This window comes from Streptomyces griseochromogenes (genome assembly GCF_001542625.1).
GTDB lineage: Bacteria > Actinomycetota > Actinomycetes > Streptomycetales > Streptomycetaceae > Streptomyces > Streptomyces griseochromogenes.
The window spans coordinates 1,577,084-1,593,179 of sequence record NZ_CP016279.1; the positions used below are offsets into that span (position 1 = coordinate 1,577,084).

A 16,096-nucleotide genomic window follows, 5' to 3' on the forward strand; every position below is an offset into this window, starting at 1 on the left:
GACCCAAGCGACCCAGGCGACCCACGTGGCGCAAGCGGCCGACGGAGTTTCCTTCGGCGGATAGCGCCGCCCCCGCACAAACCACCTCGCATACCCACCCCCCTCCTCCCCTACGCTTGTCCCGTGACCCCCGTTGAGCTCTCCCGTACCGTGCTGTGCGCGGTGCGGTGTGCTGTTGAGCAGGGGGAGCTGAGTGTGACCGTGCCGGAGCGGGTTGTGGTGGGGGTGCCGGGGGCCGGGGGGTGCGGGGACTACGCCACCGGTGTCGCGCTGCAGCTCGCCGGGCCGGCCGGCCGGACGCCGCGGCAGGTGGCCGAGATTCTGCGGGCGCATCTCGTGCGTGCCGAGGGGGTCCGGGACGTCGTCGTCACCGGGCCCGGGTTTCTCAACATCAGCCTCGAGGAACAGGGCGACCTCGTCGCCGGCCTGGTGGGGGACATCCGTGAGCGCGGTGCCGCGTACGGATGCGGTGACGCGCTCGCGGGGCAGGTCGTGGTGTTGCGCGTGCCCTACGAGGCGCGCGCCGAGGTCGTCGCCGATGCCGTCGTGCGGATCGTCGCGACCCAGGGCGGTCGCGGTGAGGTCGAGCACGGTGAGCCCGTGAACCTGCGGCCCGTTCCGGCGCCGGAGGACCCCGCGCCGCTCGGCGCCGACGCCGCCCAGTGGGCCCTGCTGCACCCCGCCGCGCACGACCGGCCCCGGATCACCGCCGATCACCTCGTGCAGCGGGAGAGCAATCCGCTGTTCCGGGTGCGGTACGCCCACGCCCGTGTCCGGGCACTGACCCGCAACGCCCGGCGCCTCGGGTTCGGCGGCGAACCCGGGCCCGTGGCCGTGCACGAAGAGGTGCGTGAGCTGCTCACCGCCCTCGCCGACCACCCCCGTATCCTCACCGCGGCCGCCACCCATCGCGCCCCGGACCGGCTTGCCCGGCATCTCGTCACCGTCGCCGATGCCGTCCTGCCGCTGCTGCCCTCCGTGCTTCCGCGCGGCGAGGAGAAACCCTCGGCCGCCCACCGCGCCCGGCTGGCCCTCGCCGAAGCCGCCGGGACGGTGCTGGCCGGTGGCCTGTCCCTGCTCGGCATCGACGCACCCGAACACCTCTGAGGGCCAAAGGACGCACACATGAGGCCCCGGAGAGAGACAGAGAGTCTGAGAGCAACGTCATGAGCCGTTCCGCGCATCCCGCCGGACCCCGTCACGCCGACGTCCTTCCGGAGGGGCACTACGCCGCTCCGCCCACCGACCTCAACACCCTCGACCCGAAGATCTGGGCGCACACCGTCGGCCGGAACGCCGACGGTGTCCTCACCGTCGGCGGGATCACCGCGACCCGGCTCGCCGAGGAGTTCGGCACCCCCGCCTACATCCTCGACGAGGCCGACTTCCGCGCCCGGGCGCGCGCCTGGCGCACCGCCTTCGGCACGGACGCCGACGTGTTCTACGCCGGGAAGGCGTTCCTCTCGCGTGCCGTCGTGCGGTGGCTGTACGAGGAGGGGCTCAATCTGGATGTCTGCTCGGGTGGGGAGCTGGCCACCGCGCTGTCCGCCGGCATGCCCGCCGAGCGCATCGCCCTGCACGGCAACAACAAGTCCGTCCAGGAGATCACCCGGGCCATAGAGGCCGGTGTCGGGCGGATCGTGCTCGATTCGTTCCAGGAGATCGTGCGGGTCGCGCACATCGCCCAGTCCCTCGGCAAGCGGCAGAAGGTCCAGATCCGGATCACCGTCGGCGTCGAGGCCCATACGCACGAGTTCATCGCCACCGCCCACGAGGACCAGAAGTTCGGGATCCCGCTGGCCGGCGGGCAGGCCGCCGAGGCCGTACGGCGGGCCCTCCAGCTCGACGGGCTCGAACTGATCGGGATCCACTCCCACATCGGGTCGCAGATCTTCGACATGTCCGGGTTCGAGGTCGCCGCGCACCGGGTCGTCGGGCTGCTCAAGGACATCCGGGACGAGCACGGGGTCGAGCTGCCCGAGATCGACCTCGGCGGCGGGCTCGGTATCGCCTACACCAGTGACGACGATCCGCGCGAGCCGCACGAGATCGCCAAGGCACTGACCGAGATCGTCAGCCGTGAGTGCGACGCCGCCAGGCTGCGCACGCCGCGGATCTCGGTCGAGCCCGGGCGCGCCATCGTCGGGCCCACCGCCTTCACCCTCTACGAGGTCGGCACCGTCAAGCCCCTCGACGGGCTGCGGACGTACGTCTCCGTGGACGGCGGCATGTCCGACAACATCCGGACCGCCCTCTACGACGCCGAGTACAGCGTCGCCCTCGTCTCCCGCGCCTCCGACGCCGGGCCGGTGCTCGCCCGCGTCGTCGGCAAGCACTGCGAGAGCGGGGACATCGTGGTGAAGGACGCCTTCCTGCCGGCCGATCTGGCACCCGGTGACCTGATCGCCGTACCGGCCACCGGCGCCTACTGCCGGTCCATGGCCAGCAACTACAACCATGTGCCGCGGCCGCCCGTGGTCGCCGTGCAGGACGGCGAGGCCCGGGTGATCGTCCGCCGTGAGACGGAGGAGGATCTCCTGCGTCTCGACGTCGGCTGACCGAGTGACTCCAGGGGTGGAAGATCTGCGGTCTTCCACCCCTGCACAAATGAAATAGATGTCTCACGATCCGGACCAAGGGTAGAAACGCCCGTCCGGTGAGTGAGACTGGTCCAACCGTAGGTATGAGGAAACGAGGTCGGATGATGCGTACGCGTCCGCTGAAGGTGGCGCTGCTGGGCTGTGGAGTGGTCGGCTCAGAGGTGGCGCGCATCATGACGACGCACGCCGACGACCTCGCCGCCAGGATCGGGGCCCCGGTGGAGCTGGCGGGGGTCGCCGTACGGCGGCCTTCCAAGGTGCGTGAGGGCATTCCCGCGGAACTCGTCACCACCGACGCCACCGCCCTCGTCAAACGCGGTGACATCGACGTCGTGGTGGAGGTCATCGGCGGGATCGAGCCCGCCCGGACCCTCATCACCACCGCCTTCGAGCACGGCGCCTCCGTCGTCTCCGCCAACAAGGCGCTGCTCGCCCAGGACGGTGCGGCCCTGCACGCGGCGGCGGAGGAGCACGGCAAGGACCTCTACTACGAGGCCGCCGTCGCCGGTGCCATCCCGCTGATCCGGCCGCTGCGCGAATCGCTCGCCGGTGACAAGGTCAACCGGGTGCTCGGCATCGTCAACGGCACCACGAACTTCATCCTCGACAAGATGGACAGCACGGGGGCGGGCTACCAGGAGGCCCTCGACGAGGCCACCGCCCTCGGGTACGCGGAGGCCGACCCGACCGCCGACGTCGAGGGGTTCGACGCCGCCGCCAAGGCCGCCATCCTCGCCGGCATCGCCTTCCACACGCGGGTGCGCCTGGACGACGTCTACCGCGAGGGCATGACCGAGGTCACCGCCGCCGACTTCCGCTCGGCCAAGGAGATGGGCTGCACCATCAAGCTGCTCGCCATCTGCGAGCGCTCCAAGGACGGCGCGTCGGTCACCGCGCGTGTGCACCCCGCCATGATTCCGCTGACCCACCCGCTCGCCTCCGTGCGCGGCGCGTACAACGCCGTCTTCGTGGAGTCCGACGCGGCCGGACAGCTCATGTTCTACGGCCCGGGCGCCGGCGGTGCGCCCACGGCCTCCGCGGTCCTCGGCGACCTGGTCGCCGTCTGCCGCAACCGGCTCAACGGCGCAACGGGGCCCGGTGAGTCGGCGTACGCAGCCCTGACCGTCTCGCCGATGGGTGACGTCATCACGCGTTACCACATCAGCCTTGACGTCGCGGACAAACCGGGCGTACTCGCCCAGGTCGCGACTGTCTTCGCCGAGCACGGGGTGTCGATCGATACCGTTCGGCAGCAGGGCAAGGACGGCGAGGCCTCCCTCGTCGTCGTCACCCACCGCGCGTCCGACGCATCCCTCACCGGGACCGTCGAGGCGCTGCGCAAGCTCGACACCGTGCGGGGTGTCGCCAGCATCATGCGGGTTGAAGGAGAGTAACCAGCAATGACCCACCAGTGGCGCGGAATCATCGAGGAGTACCGGGACAGGCTGCCGGTATCCGACACCACTCCGGTCGTGACGCTCCGCGAGGGCGGCACCCCCCTCGTGCCCGCGCAGGTGCTCTCCGAGCGCACCGGCTGCGAGGTCCACCTCAAGGTCGAGGGCGCGAACCCGACGGGGTCCTTCAAGGACCGCGGCATGACCGTGGCCATCTCCAAGGCCAAGGAGGCGGGGGCGAAGGCCGTCATCTGCGCCTCCACCGGCAACACCTCCGCCTCCGCCGCCGCGTACGCGGTGCGGGCCGGCATGGTCTCGGCCGTCCTCGTGCCGCAGGGCAAGATCGCGCTCGGCAAGATGGGCCAGGCGCTCGTGCACGGCGCGAAGATCCTCCAGGTCGACGGCAACTTCGACGACTGCCTCACGCTCGCCCGCGCGCTGAGCGAGAACTACCCGGTGGCGCTGGTCAATTCGGTCAACCCGGCGCGCATCGAGGGCCAGAAGACGGCCTCCTTCGAGATCGTGGACATGCTCGGCGACGCCCCCGACATCCACATCCTCCCGGTCGGCAACGCGGGCAACATCACCGCCTACTGGAAGGGCTACAAGGAGTACGCCGCCGACGGCGTCGCCACCAGGACCCCCCGTATGTGGGGCTTCCAGGCCTCCGGCAGCGCCCCGATCGTGCGCGGCGAGGTGGTCAAGGACCCCTCGACCATCGCCACCGCGATCCGCATCGGCAACCCGGCCTCCTGGAAGTACGCGCTGGCCGCGCGGGACGAGTCCGGCGGTGTCATCGACGAGGTGACGGACCGTGAAATCCTGCGCGCCTACCGGCTGTTGGCCGCGCAGGAGGGCGTCTTCGTGGAGCCCGCCTCCGCCGCCTCCGTGGCCGGTCTGCTGAAGGCCGCCGAGCAGGGCAAGGTGGACCCGGGCCAGAAGATCGTGTGCACGGTCACCGGCAACGGTCTGAAGGACCCCGACTGGGCCGTGGCCGGCGCCCCGCAGCCGGTCACCGTCCCGGTCGACGCGGCCACCGCGGCCGAGCGCCTCGGCCTGGCCTGATCTGACCCCTGACCGGTCACTGATCTGACCCCTGACCGGTCTGAGCAGGGGCAAACCCCGACGGGGTGCACAGGGGGCATACGACACGCATCGTGCGCCTCCTGTGCGCCCTATGTCGCCGCAGAACCTTCCTTCGATAGGCTGTACTCAACCCGCCCACCGCATATGCCCCCGCGTGTGGCACGGCGCCGCGTCGTCTCCGCGGCCCGACGGGTCTTCGTACATCATCGAAGTACATCATCGGATGTCCATCGAGTGTCATTCGACAGTCCCGCAGCTCAAGGAGAATCAACGAGCGATGGCCGGTCCAGCGTTCCGCGCCGCCGCCGTCCGGGTGCGCGTTCCCGCCACCAGCGCCAATCTCGGCCCGGGCTTCGACGCCCTGGGCCTCGCGCTGGGGCTCTACGACGACGTGGTCGTCCGGGTGGCCGATTCCGGGCTGCACATCGACATCGCGGGTGAGGGCAGCGAGACCCTTCCCCGGGACGAGAGCCATCTGCTCGTCCGCTCCCTGCGCACCGCCTTCGATCTGCTGGGCGGGCAGCCCCGTGGCCTGGAAATCGTCTGCGCCAACCGCATTCCGCACGGCCGCGGCCTGGGTTCCTCGTCCGCCGCCATCTGCGCGGGCATCGTCGCCGCGCGCGCGGTGACCATAGGCGGGGAGGCCAGACTGGACGACGCCGCCCTCCTTGAACTGGCCACCGAGATCGAGGGTCATCCGGACAATGTGGCGGCCTGTCTGCTCGGCGGCTTCACCCTGTCCTGGATGGAGGCCGGCGCCGCCCGGGCGATCAGGATGGAGCCGAACGATTCCATCGTTCCGGTGGTTTTCGTGCCCGGAAAGCCGGTCCTGACCGAGACCGCGCGCGGCCTGCTCCCGCGCACCGTGCCGCACGTCGACGCCGCCGCCAACGCGGGCCGCGCGGCCCTGCTCGTCGAGGCCCTCACCCGGCGCCCCGAGCTGCTGCTGCCCGCCACCGAGGACCGCCTCCACCAGGAGTACCGCGCCCCGGCGATGCCGGAGAGCATCGCGCTGGTGGAGCGGCTGCGGGCCGACGGGGTCCCGGCCGTCATCTCGGGCGCCGGACCCACCGTCATGGCCCTGGCCGACGCCGGCACCGCCGACAAGGTGGAGGCCCTGGCCGGCGCCGACTGGGCCGCCAACCGGCTGAGCCTGGACGTCCAGGGAGCGAGCGTGCTGCCGCTTGCGACCTGAGACACGGTTGCCGGATTTGGAGAGGGGGAATGTTTGTTGGATCCGGTAGTGTTAACCTCAAGTCTGCACCCGACCCCACCATGGCGAGGTGCTTCGTGTCCCCGTCCGGGACAGACCTTCTTCCGGGAGCCTCCCGAGCCACTCCGTGTTCCGTGCGCCGTACCTGGGCAGTACGACGTATGCGGACACTGAGCGGGACACCGGGCACGCTCCGGAATCGGTGCTACCACGCCACGTGACACTGGGTGCCACGGCTCGCGGAAGCGCCATCACCAGAAATCTGTTCCGCCGCCTTTGGCGGACCACCGCCCCGGCACGGTTCACACAGACAGGACCGTATCCGGACAGCACAACCGGTCGCCGAGCCAGAAGGCCGACGTCCGCTCCAGGGAAGGACCCTTCGTGAGCGACACCACCGATCTGATGGGCGCACGTGTCGAGGAGACCGCTGCCGCGCCCGCCACGGACGCCTCCGCGCCTGCCACCGGTGCCGGCTCCCGGCGGCGCCGCGGTACCGGCCTCGAGGGCATGGTGCTGGCCGAGCTGCAGCAGGTTGCCTCGGGCCTCGGCATCAGGGGCACCGCGCGCATGCGCAAGAGCCAGCTGATCGAGGTCATCAAGGAGGCCCAGGCAGGAGGGGGCGCCGCCCCCAAGGCCGAGGCCGCCACCGAGACCAAGCCCAAGCGCCGGGCCACCTCGAAGGCCCGTACGGGCGAGGCCGCCGCCGAGAAGAAGGCGGAGAAGGCCGCGGAAGCCCCCGCCGAGAAGGCCGTGGCCCAGCAGCAGATCGAGATCCCCGGCCAGCCGGCCGGCGGCACCTCCCGCGACGGAGGCACCTCCCGCGCGAGCGCAGCCGAGCGTGGGGCGGAAGCCGAGCGTGGGGGAGACGACGCCCCGACCGAGCGCCGCCGCCGTCGCGCCACCGCCGAGGCGTGCAGCCCGGCCGCGGGCGGCGCCGAGACCGTTGTCGCCGAGGCCAAGGCCGAGCCCAAGGCCGAGACGCCCGCCCAGCAGCCGCAGGGCGAGGCCCGCGGCGACGCCGGTGACGGCGAGGGCCGTGGCCGCCGCGACCGCCGCGAGCGCGGCCGGGACCGCGACCGCGACCGCCGGGGCAAGGGTGACGAGCAGCAGGGCCAGGGCGGCCAGCGCCAGCAGCAGGGCCAGCAGCAGGGCGGCGGTCGGCAGGACCGCAACGCCGGTCCGCAGGACGACGACGACTTCGAGGGCGGCCGCCGTGGCCGTCGCGGCCGCTACCGCGACCGCCGGGGCCGTCGTGGCCGTGACGAGATGGGTGTCGAGCCGCAGCTCGCCGAGGACGACGTCCTGATCCCCGTCGCGGGCATCCTCGACATCCTCGACAACTACGCGTTCATCCGGACCTCCGGCTACCTGCCCGGTCCGAACGACGTGTACGTCTCCCTCGCCCAGGTCCGCAAGAACGGTCTGCGCAAGGGTGACCACATCACCGGTGCGGTCCGCCAGCCCAAGGAAGGCGAGCGGCGCGAGAAGTTCAACGCGCTGGTCCGCCTGGACTCCGTCAACGGCATGGCGCCCGAACACGGCCGTGGCCGCCCGGAGTTCAACAAGCTGACCCCGCTCTACCCGCAGGACCGCCTCCGCCTGGAGACGGACCCGGGCGTGCTGACCACCCGCATCATCGACCTCGTGTCGCCGATCGGTAAGGGCCAGCGCGGTCTGATCGTGGCCCCGCCGAAGACCGGCAAGACCATGATCATGCAGGCGATCGCCAACGCGATCACGCACAACAACCCCGAGTGCCACCTGATGGTCGTCCTGGTCGACGAGCGTCCGGAAGAGGTCACCGACATGCAGCGGTCGGTCAAGGGCGAGGTCATCTCCTCGACCTTCGACCGTCCGGCCGAGGACCACACCACGGTCGCCGAGCTCGCCATCGAGCGCGCCAAGCGTCTGGTGGAGCTGGGCCACGACGTCGTCGTGCTGCTCGACTCGATCACGCGTCTGGGCCGTGCGTACAACCTGGCCGCGCCGGCCTCCGGCCGCATCCTGTCCGGTGGTGTCGACTCGACCGCCCTGTACCCGCCGAAGCGCTTCTTCGGTGCGGCCCGCAACATCGAGGACGGCGGCTCGCTGACCATCCTCGCCACCGCGCTGGTGGACACCGGGTCCCGCATGGACGAGGTGATCTTCGAGGAGTTCAAGGGCACCGGCAACGCCGAACTCAAGCTCGACCGGAAGCTCGCCGACAAGCGCATCTTCCCGGCGGTGGACGTGGACGCGTCCGGCACCCGTAAGGAAGAGATCCTGCTCGGCAACGAGGAGCTGGCCGTCGTCTGGAAGCTGCGTCGTGTGCTGCACGCGCTGGACCAGCAGCAGGCCATCGAGCTGCTCCTCGACAAGATGAAGCAGACCAAGTCGAACGTCGAGTTCCTCATGCAGATCCAGAAGACGACGCCGACTCCGGGCAACGGTGACTGAGTGCCGTTGAGGTGACTGTCGTCGGCCGGCCGCGTCCGCGCGGCGGAGCCGCACATTGAATACAGTCCCGCGCCCCCAGGGTGCTGAGGCCGCCCCCCGTCAAGAAGTGACGGGGGGCGGCCTTTTGGCGCTGAGGGGTACGGGAGCGCAACACGCGCCCCACCTGTCTCACCTCTTTCTTGGGGAACTCCCTTGCTCATGCCCCTGCCCGGGCGGCACAGACGGCGTATACGTCTTGCCCTGCCCCTCACCGCGGCCGGTGTCGCCGCCGCCGTGACCGCCGCGCTGATGACGACCTCCGCCGGTGCGGCCACCGTGCTGCCGACGCCGACCCCCCGGCCCGTCATCAGCCAGCCGTCGCAGGCCACCCTGGAGAAGCGCATCGCGGGCGCCTCCGGCACCGACGCGTCGACGAAGACCAGCAGCCCCTCCGCCGTCTCGCCGAAGATCATCGGTGGTACCGAGACCACCATCCCCTCGGCGCCCTGGATGGCCCAGCTCTGGTACTACGACGACAGGAACACCACCGACACCAGCGATGATGTGAGCTTCTTCTGCGGTGGCTCGGTCGTCTCGCCGACGAAGATCCTGACCGCCGCCCACTGCCTCAGGAACGACAACAGGGACTACAACTGGCAGGCCCACGGCGCCGTCGTCACGGGTACCGACCAGTTGCCCACCACCGACTCCACCGGCACCACGGACCTGCACGGCGGCCAGGCCACGGCCGTGCAGCGCCAGTGGTGGCAACCGGGGTACGACCCGGTGGACAGGAAGGAGGGGAGGAACCAGGACGACCTCGGCATGCTCACCCTGGCCGTCCCGGTCAAGGCCACGCCGATCCGCATGGTCGGCTACGGCGACACCGCCTCGTACGCCGCCGGCACCCAGGCCACCGTCTACGGCTGGGGCCGTACCAGTTCCACCAGCCAGGACATCTCCCAGACGCTGAAGACGACCACGCTGACCCTGCACTCCGACAGCACCTGCTCCAGCGTCTACGACACGGGCTTCGTCGCGGGACGCATGGTCTGCGCGGGCACGCAGAGCGGGAGCGACACCGGTACCAGCGCGACCTGCAACGGTGACTCCGGTGGCCCGCTCGTGGTGGGCGGCCGGATCGTCGGAGTGGTCTCCTGGGGCATCCAGGACTGCGTGGAGAAGGGCTACTACAGCGTCTTCACCAAGGTCGGCTTCTACGCAGGCTCGGCCTACCACCAGATCGACGACACCAACCTGAGCCTCTTCAACAACAAGCCCGACGGCAAGGCCGACCTGTTCGTGCGGGAATCCTCCACGAAGACCGGCTACGAGAAGGACTCAAGCGGCAGCTCGTTCGGCACCCGGGCCTCCTGGGGCAACTGGAGCGGAGTGAACCTCGTCCTCCAGGCCGACCTGAACCGGGACGGCTACCAGGACCTGGTCTACCGGGTCAGCTCCACCGGTGACGTGTACTGGGACCACTTCGCGCTCAACAGCGCCCGCACCGATGGCTCCTGGGCCACGACGAAGATCTTCAGCGGCTGGGGCACGCGCAAGCGGATCATCGTCCCGGGCGACCTCACCGGCGACTACAAGCCCGACGTGCTCTCCGTCGACTCCGGCGGCACGCTGTGGCTCTACCCGGGCAACGGTAACGGCACCTTCGGGTCGCGGGTGAGCGTCGGAACAGGCTGGAACCAGTACAACATGGTGCGCGGCCACGGCGACTTCACCGGCGACGGCAAGGCCGATCTGCTCGCCCGCCAGTCCAGCACCGGTGATCTGTACCTCTACAAGGGAACCGGCAAGTCCGGTTCCGGTGTGTTCTCGGCCCGGGTCAAGGTGCGCAGCGCCTGGACCGGGTACAACGCCTTCGACGCGGTCGGCGACGTGAGCGGCGACGGCCTGGCCGACTTCCTGGCGCGTACCCCCAGCGGCACGCTCTACCTGTACAAGGGCACCGCTAAGGCCACCAGCGAGATCTTTGCCACACGTGTCTCGGTCGGTACCGGCTTCCAGCAGTACGACCTATTCGGCTGAAAACGCAGGTGAGCGGGGATCGTCCCGGTTAGGTAACTACGCAGAGTGCCCATCGCCGCACGCGGTGGGCACTCTGCGTTGTGCAACTCTTTCCCGAGTTTCTCCGTCTGACGTGACGGAGCGACGATGGTGCGGTGATGCCCGCACCCGACCCTGAAAGCAGGGGGTAGCCGACCGGACGAGACCTAGGAGTGATGTGTCCGCCGAGAGCACGCCGGAGCCCGGCATACCGGAGCCGACCACCATCGGCACCCCGAGCCGTGGCAAGGGCCGTCGCCGCAAGACCCGCAGCAAGCGCCGTCAGGCCCTGCTCGTCTCGGCCTGGGCGGCCGCGGGCGTGGTGGTACTGGGCGGTACCGGGGCCGGATACGTCTACTTCAAGCTCAACGGCAACATCAAGAGTGTCGACATCAACCAGGCACTCGGTGCCGACCGCCCGACGAAGGTCGACAACGGCTCGCAGAACATCCTCGTCCTGGGCTCGGACTCCCGCTCCGGCGGCAACAAGAAGCTCGGGGGCGGCGTCGACGACGGCAGTGCCCGCTCCGACACGGCGATGATCGTCCACATCTACAAGGGCCACAAGAAGGCCAGTGTGGTCTCCGTCCCGCGGGACACCCTCATCGACCGCCCCGTCTGCACCGACACCAAGGGGCGTACGTACCCGGCCGCGTCGGGCGTGATGTTCAACTCGGCCTACTCCACCGGTGGCGCCGCCTGTGCCGTGAAGACGGTCGAGTCCCTCACGGGCATCCGTATGGACCATTACCTGGAGGTCGACTTCGCCGGCTTCCAGAAGCTCATCGACGACCTCGGCGGGGTTCAGGTCACCACGACCAAGAACATCGACGACCCGCAGAGCCATCTCAAGCTCAAGGCGGGCACCCACACGCTGGACGGGCAGCAGTCCCTCGGTCTGGTCCGCACCCGGCACGGTGTCGGCGACGGCTCCGACCTGGGCCGCATCCAGCTCCAGCAGGCATTCGTCAAGGCGCTGATCGACCAGGTCAAGCAGGTCGGGGTCCTCAGCGATCCCAAGAAGCTCTACGACCTCGCCGACACCGCCACCAAGGCCGTCACGACCGACTCCGACCTCGGCTCGGTCAACTCCCTCGCCGACTTCGCGAACGGCCTCAAGGGCATCAGCTCGTCCCACATGAAGATGGTCACGATGCCGGTGCGCTACGACCCCGCCGACCCCAACCGGGTCCTGTTGGAGAAGTCCAAGGCCCGGCTGATCTGGACCGCCCTGAAGAACGACCGCAAGATCCCGGCGTCGGCGACCACGGGCACGGCCCTGGGCGAGGCCAAGGGCGTCGTCACCACGCCGTAGCGACCCGGCTCGCCCGAGCCGCGCCGCCCTGTGCCGATGACGATCCGGCCCGACCGCGCGGAACTCGTCCGACGACGGACACGGGCACGGCGAGGCGAAGGGCGTCCTGACTCCCTGGCCCGGTGGCTCCGTGCAGGTGCGTACCCGGGCCTGGTGGCGCCCGTGCCGATCACATGGCACCCCCTCGGGCCCGTCCGTCCCCCACCCCAGGGAATAGACAACGCTGCCCCCCGGTTTTGGGGGATGGCGCCAGTCCTGGCAGACTGGTACGTCGGCTCCGGTTCACGCTTTCGCATCCCGCGGCGGCGACCCGGCGCCCTCCCGGAATCTAGGAGACACCTTGAAGCGCGACATCCACCCCGCGTACGTCGAGACGCAGGTCAGCTGCACCTGTGGCGCGTCGTTCACCACCCGTAGCACCATCGAGTCCGGCACCATCCGGGCCGAGGTCTGCTCCGAGTGCCACCCGTTCTACACGGGCAAGCAGAAGATCCTCGACACCGGTGGCCGTGTGGCCCGCTTCGAGGCCCGCTTCGGCAAGGCTGCCGCCGGCTCCAAGAAGTAGCGAGCCCGATTTCGCCGGTCCACGGTCACGCCCTCCCCGGGTGTGCCCGGGACCGGCGTTTTTGGTCGCCCGCCAGCCGTTCACCCGCAGTACAGGAGCCGAAAGATGTTCGAGGCCGTCGAGGAACTCGTCGCCGAGCACGCCGATCTGGAGAAGAAGCTCGCCGATCCGTCGGTCCACGCCGACCAGGCGAACGCGCGCAAGCTGAACAAGCGCTACGCCGAGCTGACCCCGATCGTCGCCACGTACCGCTCCTGGAAGCAGTCGGGCGACGACATCGAGACCGCACGTGAGCTCGCCGCCGACGACCCCGACTTCGCGGCCGAGGTCAAGGAGCTGGAGAAGCAGCGCGAGGAGCTGACCGAGAAGCTGCGCCTCCTGCTGGTTCCGCGCGACCCGAGCGACGACAAGGACGTCATTCTGGAGATCAAGGCGGGTGCCGGCGGTGACGAGTCGGCGCTGTTCGCCGGCGACCTGCTGCGCATGTACCTGCGCTACGCCGAGCGCGCCGGCTGGAAGACCGAGATCATCGACTCCACCGAGTCCGAGCTGGGCGGCTACAAGGACGTCCAGGTCGCGGTGAAGACCAAGGGCGGCCAGGGCGCCACCGAGCCCGGCCAGGGCGTGTGGGCCCGGCTGAAGTACGAGGGCGGCGTGCACCGCGTGCAGCGCGTGCCGGCCACCGAGTCCCAGGGCCGCATCCACACCTCCGCCGCCGGTGTCCTCGTGACCCCCGAGGCCGAGGAGGTCGACGTCGAGATCAACCCGAACGACCTTCGCATCGACGTCTACCGCTCCTCCGGCCCGGGCGGCCAGTCGGTCAACACGACCGACTCCGCGGTGCGCATCACGCACCTTCCGACCGGAGTCGTCGCCTCCTGCCAGAACGAGAAGAGCCAGCTGCAGAACAAGGAGCAGGCTCTGCGTATCCTGCGCTCCAGGCTGCTCGCCGCGGCGCAGGAGGAGGCCGAGCGGGAGGCCGCCGACGCCCGGCGCAGCCAGGTCCGCACGGTCGACCGCTCCGAGAAGATCCGCACCTACAACTTCCCGGAGAACCGGATCTCGGACCACCGCGTCGGCTTCAAGTCGTACAACCTGGACCAGGTCCTGGACGGCGACCTCGACGCGGTGATCCAGGCCTGCGTCGACGCCGACTCGGCGGCGAAGCTGGCAGCTGCATAAAGGCACGTACGAGTACCACACGGAGGACTTGCGTGAACCTGCTGCTCGCAGAGGTGGCCCAGGCCACCCAGCGGCTGGCCGACGCCGGCGTGCCCTCGCCGCGCACCGACGCGGAGGAGCTCGCCGCGTTCGTGCACGGCGTGAAGCGGGGAGCGCTGCACTCCGTGAAGGACTCCGACTTCGACGCCCGCTACTGGGAGGTCGTCGGCCGGCGTGAGCAGCGCGAGCCGCTGCAGCACATCACCGGGCGGGCCTACTTCCGGTATCTGGAGCTCCAGGTCGGGCCGGGTGTCTTCGTGCCCCGGCCCGAGACCGAGTCCGTGGTCGGCTGGGCCATAGACGCCGTGCGCGCCATGGACGTCGTCGAGCCCTGCATCGTCGACCTGTGCACCGGCTCCGGCGCGATCGCGCTGGCCCTCGCCCAGGAGGTCCCGCGCTCCCGCGTGCACGCCGTGGAGCTGTCCGAGGACGCCCTGGTGTGGACCCGCAAGAACGTGGCCGGCTCCAGGGTCGATCTGCGCCAGGGCGACGCCCTGACCGCCTTTCCCGACCTCGACGGCCAGGTCGACCTGGTCATCTCCAACCCGCCGTACATCCCGCTCACCGAGTGGGAGTACGTCGCCCCGGAGGCCCGCGACTACGACCCGGAGCTGGCCCTGTTCTCCGGCGAGGACGGCCTCGACCTGATCCGGGGCATCGAACGCACCGCGCACCGGCTGCTGCGCCCCGGCGGTGTCGTCGTGATCGAGCACGCCGACACGCAGGGCGGCCAGGTGCCGTGGATCTTCACCGAGGAACGGGGCTGGGCGGACGCGGCCGACCACCCCGACCTGAACAACCGCCCCCGGTTCGCGACCGCCCGCAAGGCGCTGCCGTGACCGCCCCGACGGCAGTGATTCCTGAAGTCCCGCATTACGTGTACGAGGAGGCCCGCTAGACATGGCACGGCGATACGACACCAACGACGCGACCGACCGCGTGACGGGTCTGCGCGAGGCCGCGTCCGCCGTCCGCCGGGGCGAACTGGTGGTGCTGCCGACCGACACGGTCTACGGCATCGGCGCCGACGCGTTCTCCTCGGAGGCCGTCGCCGATCTGCTCGCCGCCAAGGGCCGGGGCCGCAACATGCCCACCCCCGTCCTCATCGGGTCCCCGAACACCCTGCACGGACTGGTCACGGACTTCTCCGAGCTGGCCTGGGAACTGGTCGACGCGTTCTGGCCGGGCGCCCTGACGCTGGTCGCCCGGCACCAGCCGTCCCTGCAGTGGGACCTGGGCGACACCCGTGGCACGGTTGCCGTGCGCATGCCACTGCACCCGGTCGCCATCGAGCTGCTCACCGAGGTCGGCCCCATGGCCGTGTCCTCGGCGAACCTCACCGGCCACCCGGCGCCGGAGGACTGCGACGCGGCCCAGGAGATGCTCGGCGACTCCGTCTCCGTCTACCTCGACGGCGGCCCGACCCCCGGCATCGTGCCCTCGTCCATCGTGGACGTCTCCGGCGCGGTGCCGGTGCTGCTGCGCGAGGGGGCGATCTCCCCGGACGAGCTGCGGAAGGTCGTACCCGACCTCGAGGTGGCGAATTGACGGCCCCTGAGGCGGGGCGTGGCATAGGCAACGGGGAACGTGAGGCGGAGCAGACCACGACGTTCGGGTTTCCGCGCGACACTTTCCGCATCCTCCACGTCAGCACCGGCAATGTGTGCCGCTCGCCCATCACCGAGCGGCTGACCCGGCATTTCGTGACGGAGCGGCTCGGCGTGCTCGGCGGCGGGCTGATCGTGGAGAGCGCGGGCACCTGGGGCCATGAGGGCGCGCCCATGGAGGCCAACGCGGAGGCCGTGCTGGGCGAGTTCGGCGCGGACGCCTCCGGGTTCGTCGGCAGGGAGCTGCTGGACGAGCACGTGATCATGGCCGACCTGGTGCTGACGGCCACGCGTGACCACCGGGCGCAGGTGATCTCGATGGGGCACTCCGCGGGGCTGCGGACGTTCACCCTGAAGGAATTCACCCGTCTGGTCCGTGCGATAGATCCGGCCACCCTGCCGCCGCTGGACGGCGGTGTGGTCGCGCGTGCGCGTGCGCTGGTCCGTGCGGCCGCGGCCCTGCGCGGGTGGCTGCTGGCGCCCAGCGCCGACGCGGACGAGGTGTACGACCCCTACGGTGCGCCGCTGCCGTTCTTCCGGTCGATCGGGGACGAGATACACGACGCGCTGGACCCGGTCGTCACGGCGCTCACCGGCGTCCCCACGAGGACCTGAC

Annotated in this window: 13 protein-coding genes; all 13 read left to right on the top strand. The window is 70.3% G+C overall.

All coding sequences use genetic code 11. The features are described 5' to 3' along the window. Positions 1-123 precede the first annotated feature (123 nt). The 13 genes from nrtL to AVL59_RS07455 all read left to right on the top strand — a co-directional run bounded on the left by nrtL (position 124) and on the right by AVL59_RS07455 (position 16,095). Positions 124-1,107, top strand: a complete 984-nt coding sequence (gene nrtL, locus AVL59_RS07395) for an ArgS-related anticodon-binding protein NrtL (protein WP_067300575.1) — start codon at positions 124-126, stop codon at positions 1,105-1,107. A 59-nt stretch (positions 1,108-1,166) separates the two neighbouring features. Next, complete coding sequence (gene lysA / locus AVL59_RS07400) at positions 1,167-2,558, top strand: diaminopimelate decarboxylase (RefSeq protein ID WP_067300578.1); 1,392 nt, start codon at positions 1,167-1,169, stop codon at positions 2,556-2,558. A 143-nt stretch (positions 2,559-2,701) separates the two neighbouring features. After that, positions 2,702-3,994, top strand: coding sequence for a homoserine dehydrogenase (locus AVL59_RS07405; protein ID WP_067300581.1), 1,293 nt, complete (start codon positions 2,702-2,704; stop codon positions 3,992-3,994). A gap of 6 nt (positions 3,995-4,000) precedes the next feature. Beyond that, the gene (gene thrC, locus AVL59_RS07410; RefSeq protein WP_067300584.1) at positions 4,001-5,059 is read left to right on the top strand and encodes a threonine synthase; all 1,059 of its coding nucleotides are present in this window, start codon (positions 4,001-4,003) and stop codon (positions 5,057-5,059) included. Positions 5,060-5,357: 298 nt separating this feature from the next. Then, positions 5,358-6,275 carry a homoserine kinase gene (thrB, locus tag AVL59_RS07415; protein WP_067300587.1) on the top strand — a complete coding sequence of 306 codons (918 nt, stop codon included), beginning with the start codon at positions 5,358-5,360 and terminating at the stop codon, positions 6,273-6,275. Between the two features lie 402 nt (positions 6,276-6,677). Next, complete coding sequence (gene rho, locus AVL59_RS07420; protein ID WP_067300590.1) at positions 6,678-8,732, top strand: transcription termination factor Rho; 2,055 nt, start codon at positions 6,678-6,680, stop codon at positions 8,730-8,732. A gap of 198 nt (positions 8,733-8,930) precedes the next feature. Then, complete coding sequence (locus tag AVL59_RS07425) at positions 8,931-10,754, top strand: trypsin-like serine protease (protein WP_067300593.1); 1,824 nt, start codon at positions 8,931-8,933, stop codon at positions 10,752-10,754. Between the two features lie 196 nt (positions 10,755-10,950). Continuing rightward, complete coding sequence (locus tag AVL59_RS07430; RefSeq protein WP_067300595.1) at positions 10,951-12,087, top strand: LCP family protein; 1,137 nt, start codon at positions 10,951-10,953, stop codon at positions 12,085-12,087. A gap of 340 nt (positions 12,088-12,427) precedes the next feature. Then, positions 12,428-12,652, top strand: coding sequence for a 50S ribosomal protein L31 (rpmE, locus tag AVL59_RS07435; RefSeq protein ID WP_014675000.1), 225 nt, complete (start codon positions 12,428-12,430; stop codon positions 12,650-12,652). 105 nt (positions 12,653-12,757) lie between these two features. After that, entirely contained in the window at positions 12,758-13,834 is a 1,077-nt protein-coding gene (gene prfA, locus AVL59_RS07440; protein ID WP_067300598.1) for a peptide chain release factor 1, read from the top strand. A gap of 32 nt (positions 13,835-13,866) precedes the next feature. Then, positions 13,867-14,712, top strand: coding sequence for a peptide chain release factor N(5)-glutamine methyltransferase (prmC, locus tag AVL59_RS07445; RefSeq protein WP_067300601.1), 846 nt, complete (start codon positions 13,867-13,869; stop codon positions 14,710-14,712). 61 nt (positions 14,713-14,773) lie between these two features. After that, positions 14,774-15,421: an L-threonylcarbamoyladenylate synthase gene (locus tag AVL59_RS07450; protein WP_067300603.1), complete on the top strand. Its 648-nt coding sequence runs from the start codon at positions 14,774-14,776 to the stop codon at positions 15,419-15,421. Next, positions 15,418-16,095 (top strand): arsenate reductase/protein-tyrosine-phosphatase family protein, encoded by a 678-nt coding sequence (locus tag AVL59_RS07455; RefSeq protein WP_067300605.1) that lies wholly within the window; start codon positions 15,418-15,420, stop codon positions 16,093-16,095. The genes AVL59_RS07450 and AVL59_RS07455 overlap by 4 nt, the downstream gene beginning before the upstream one ends. Position 16,096: the final 1 nt, after the last annotated feature.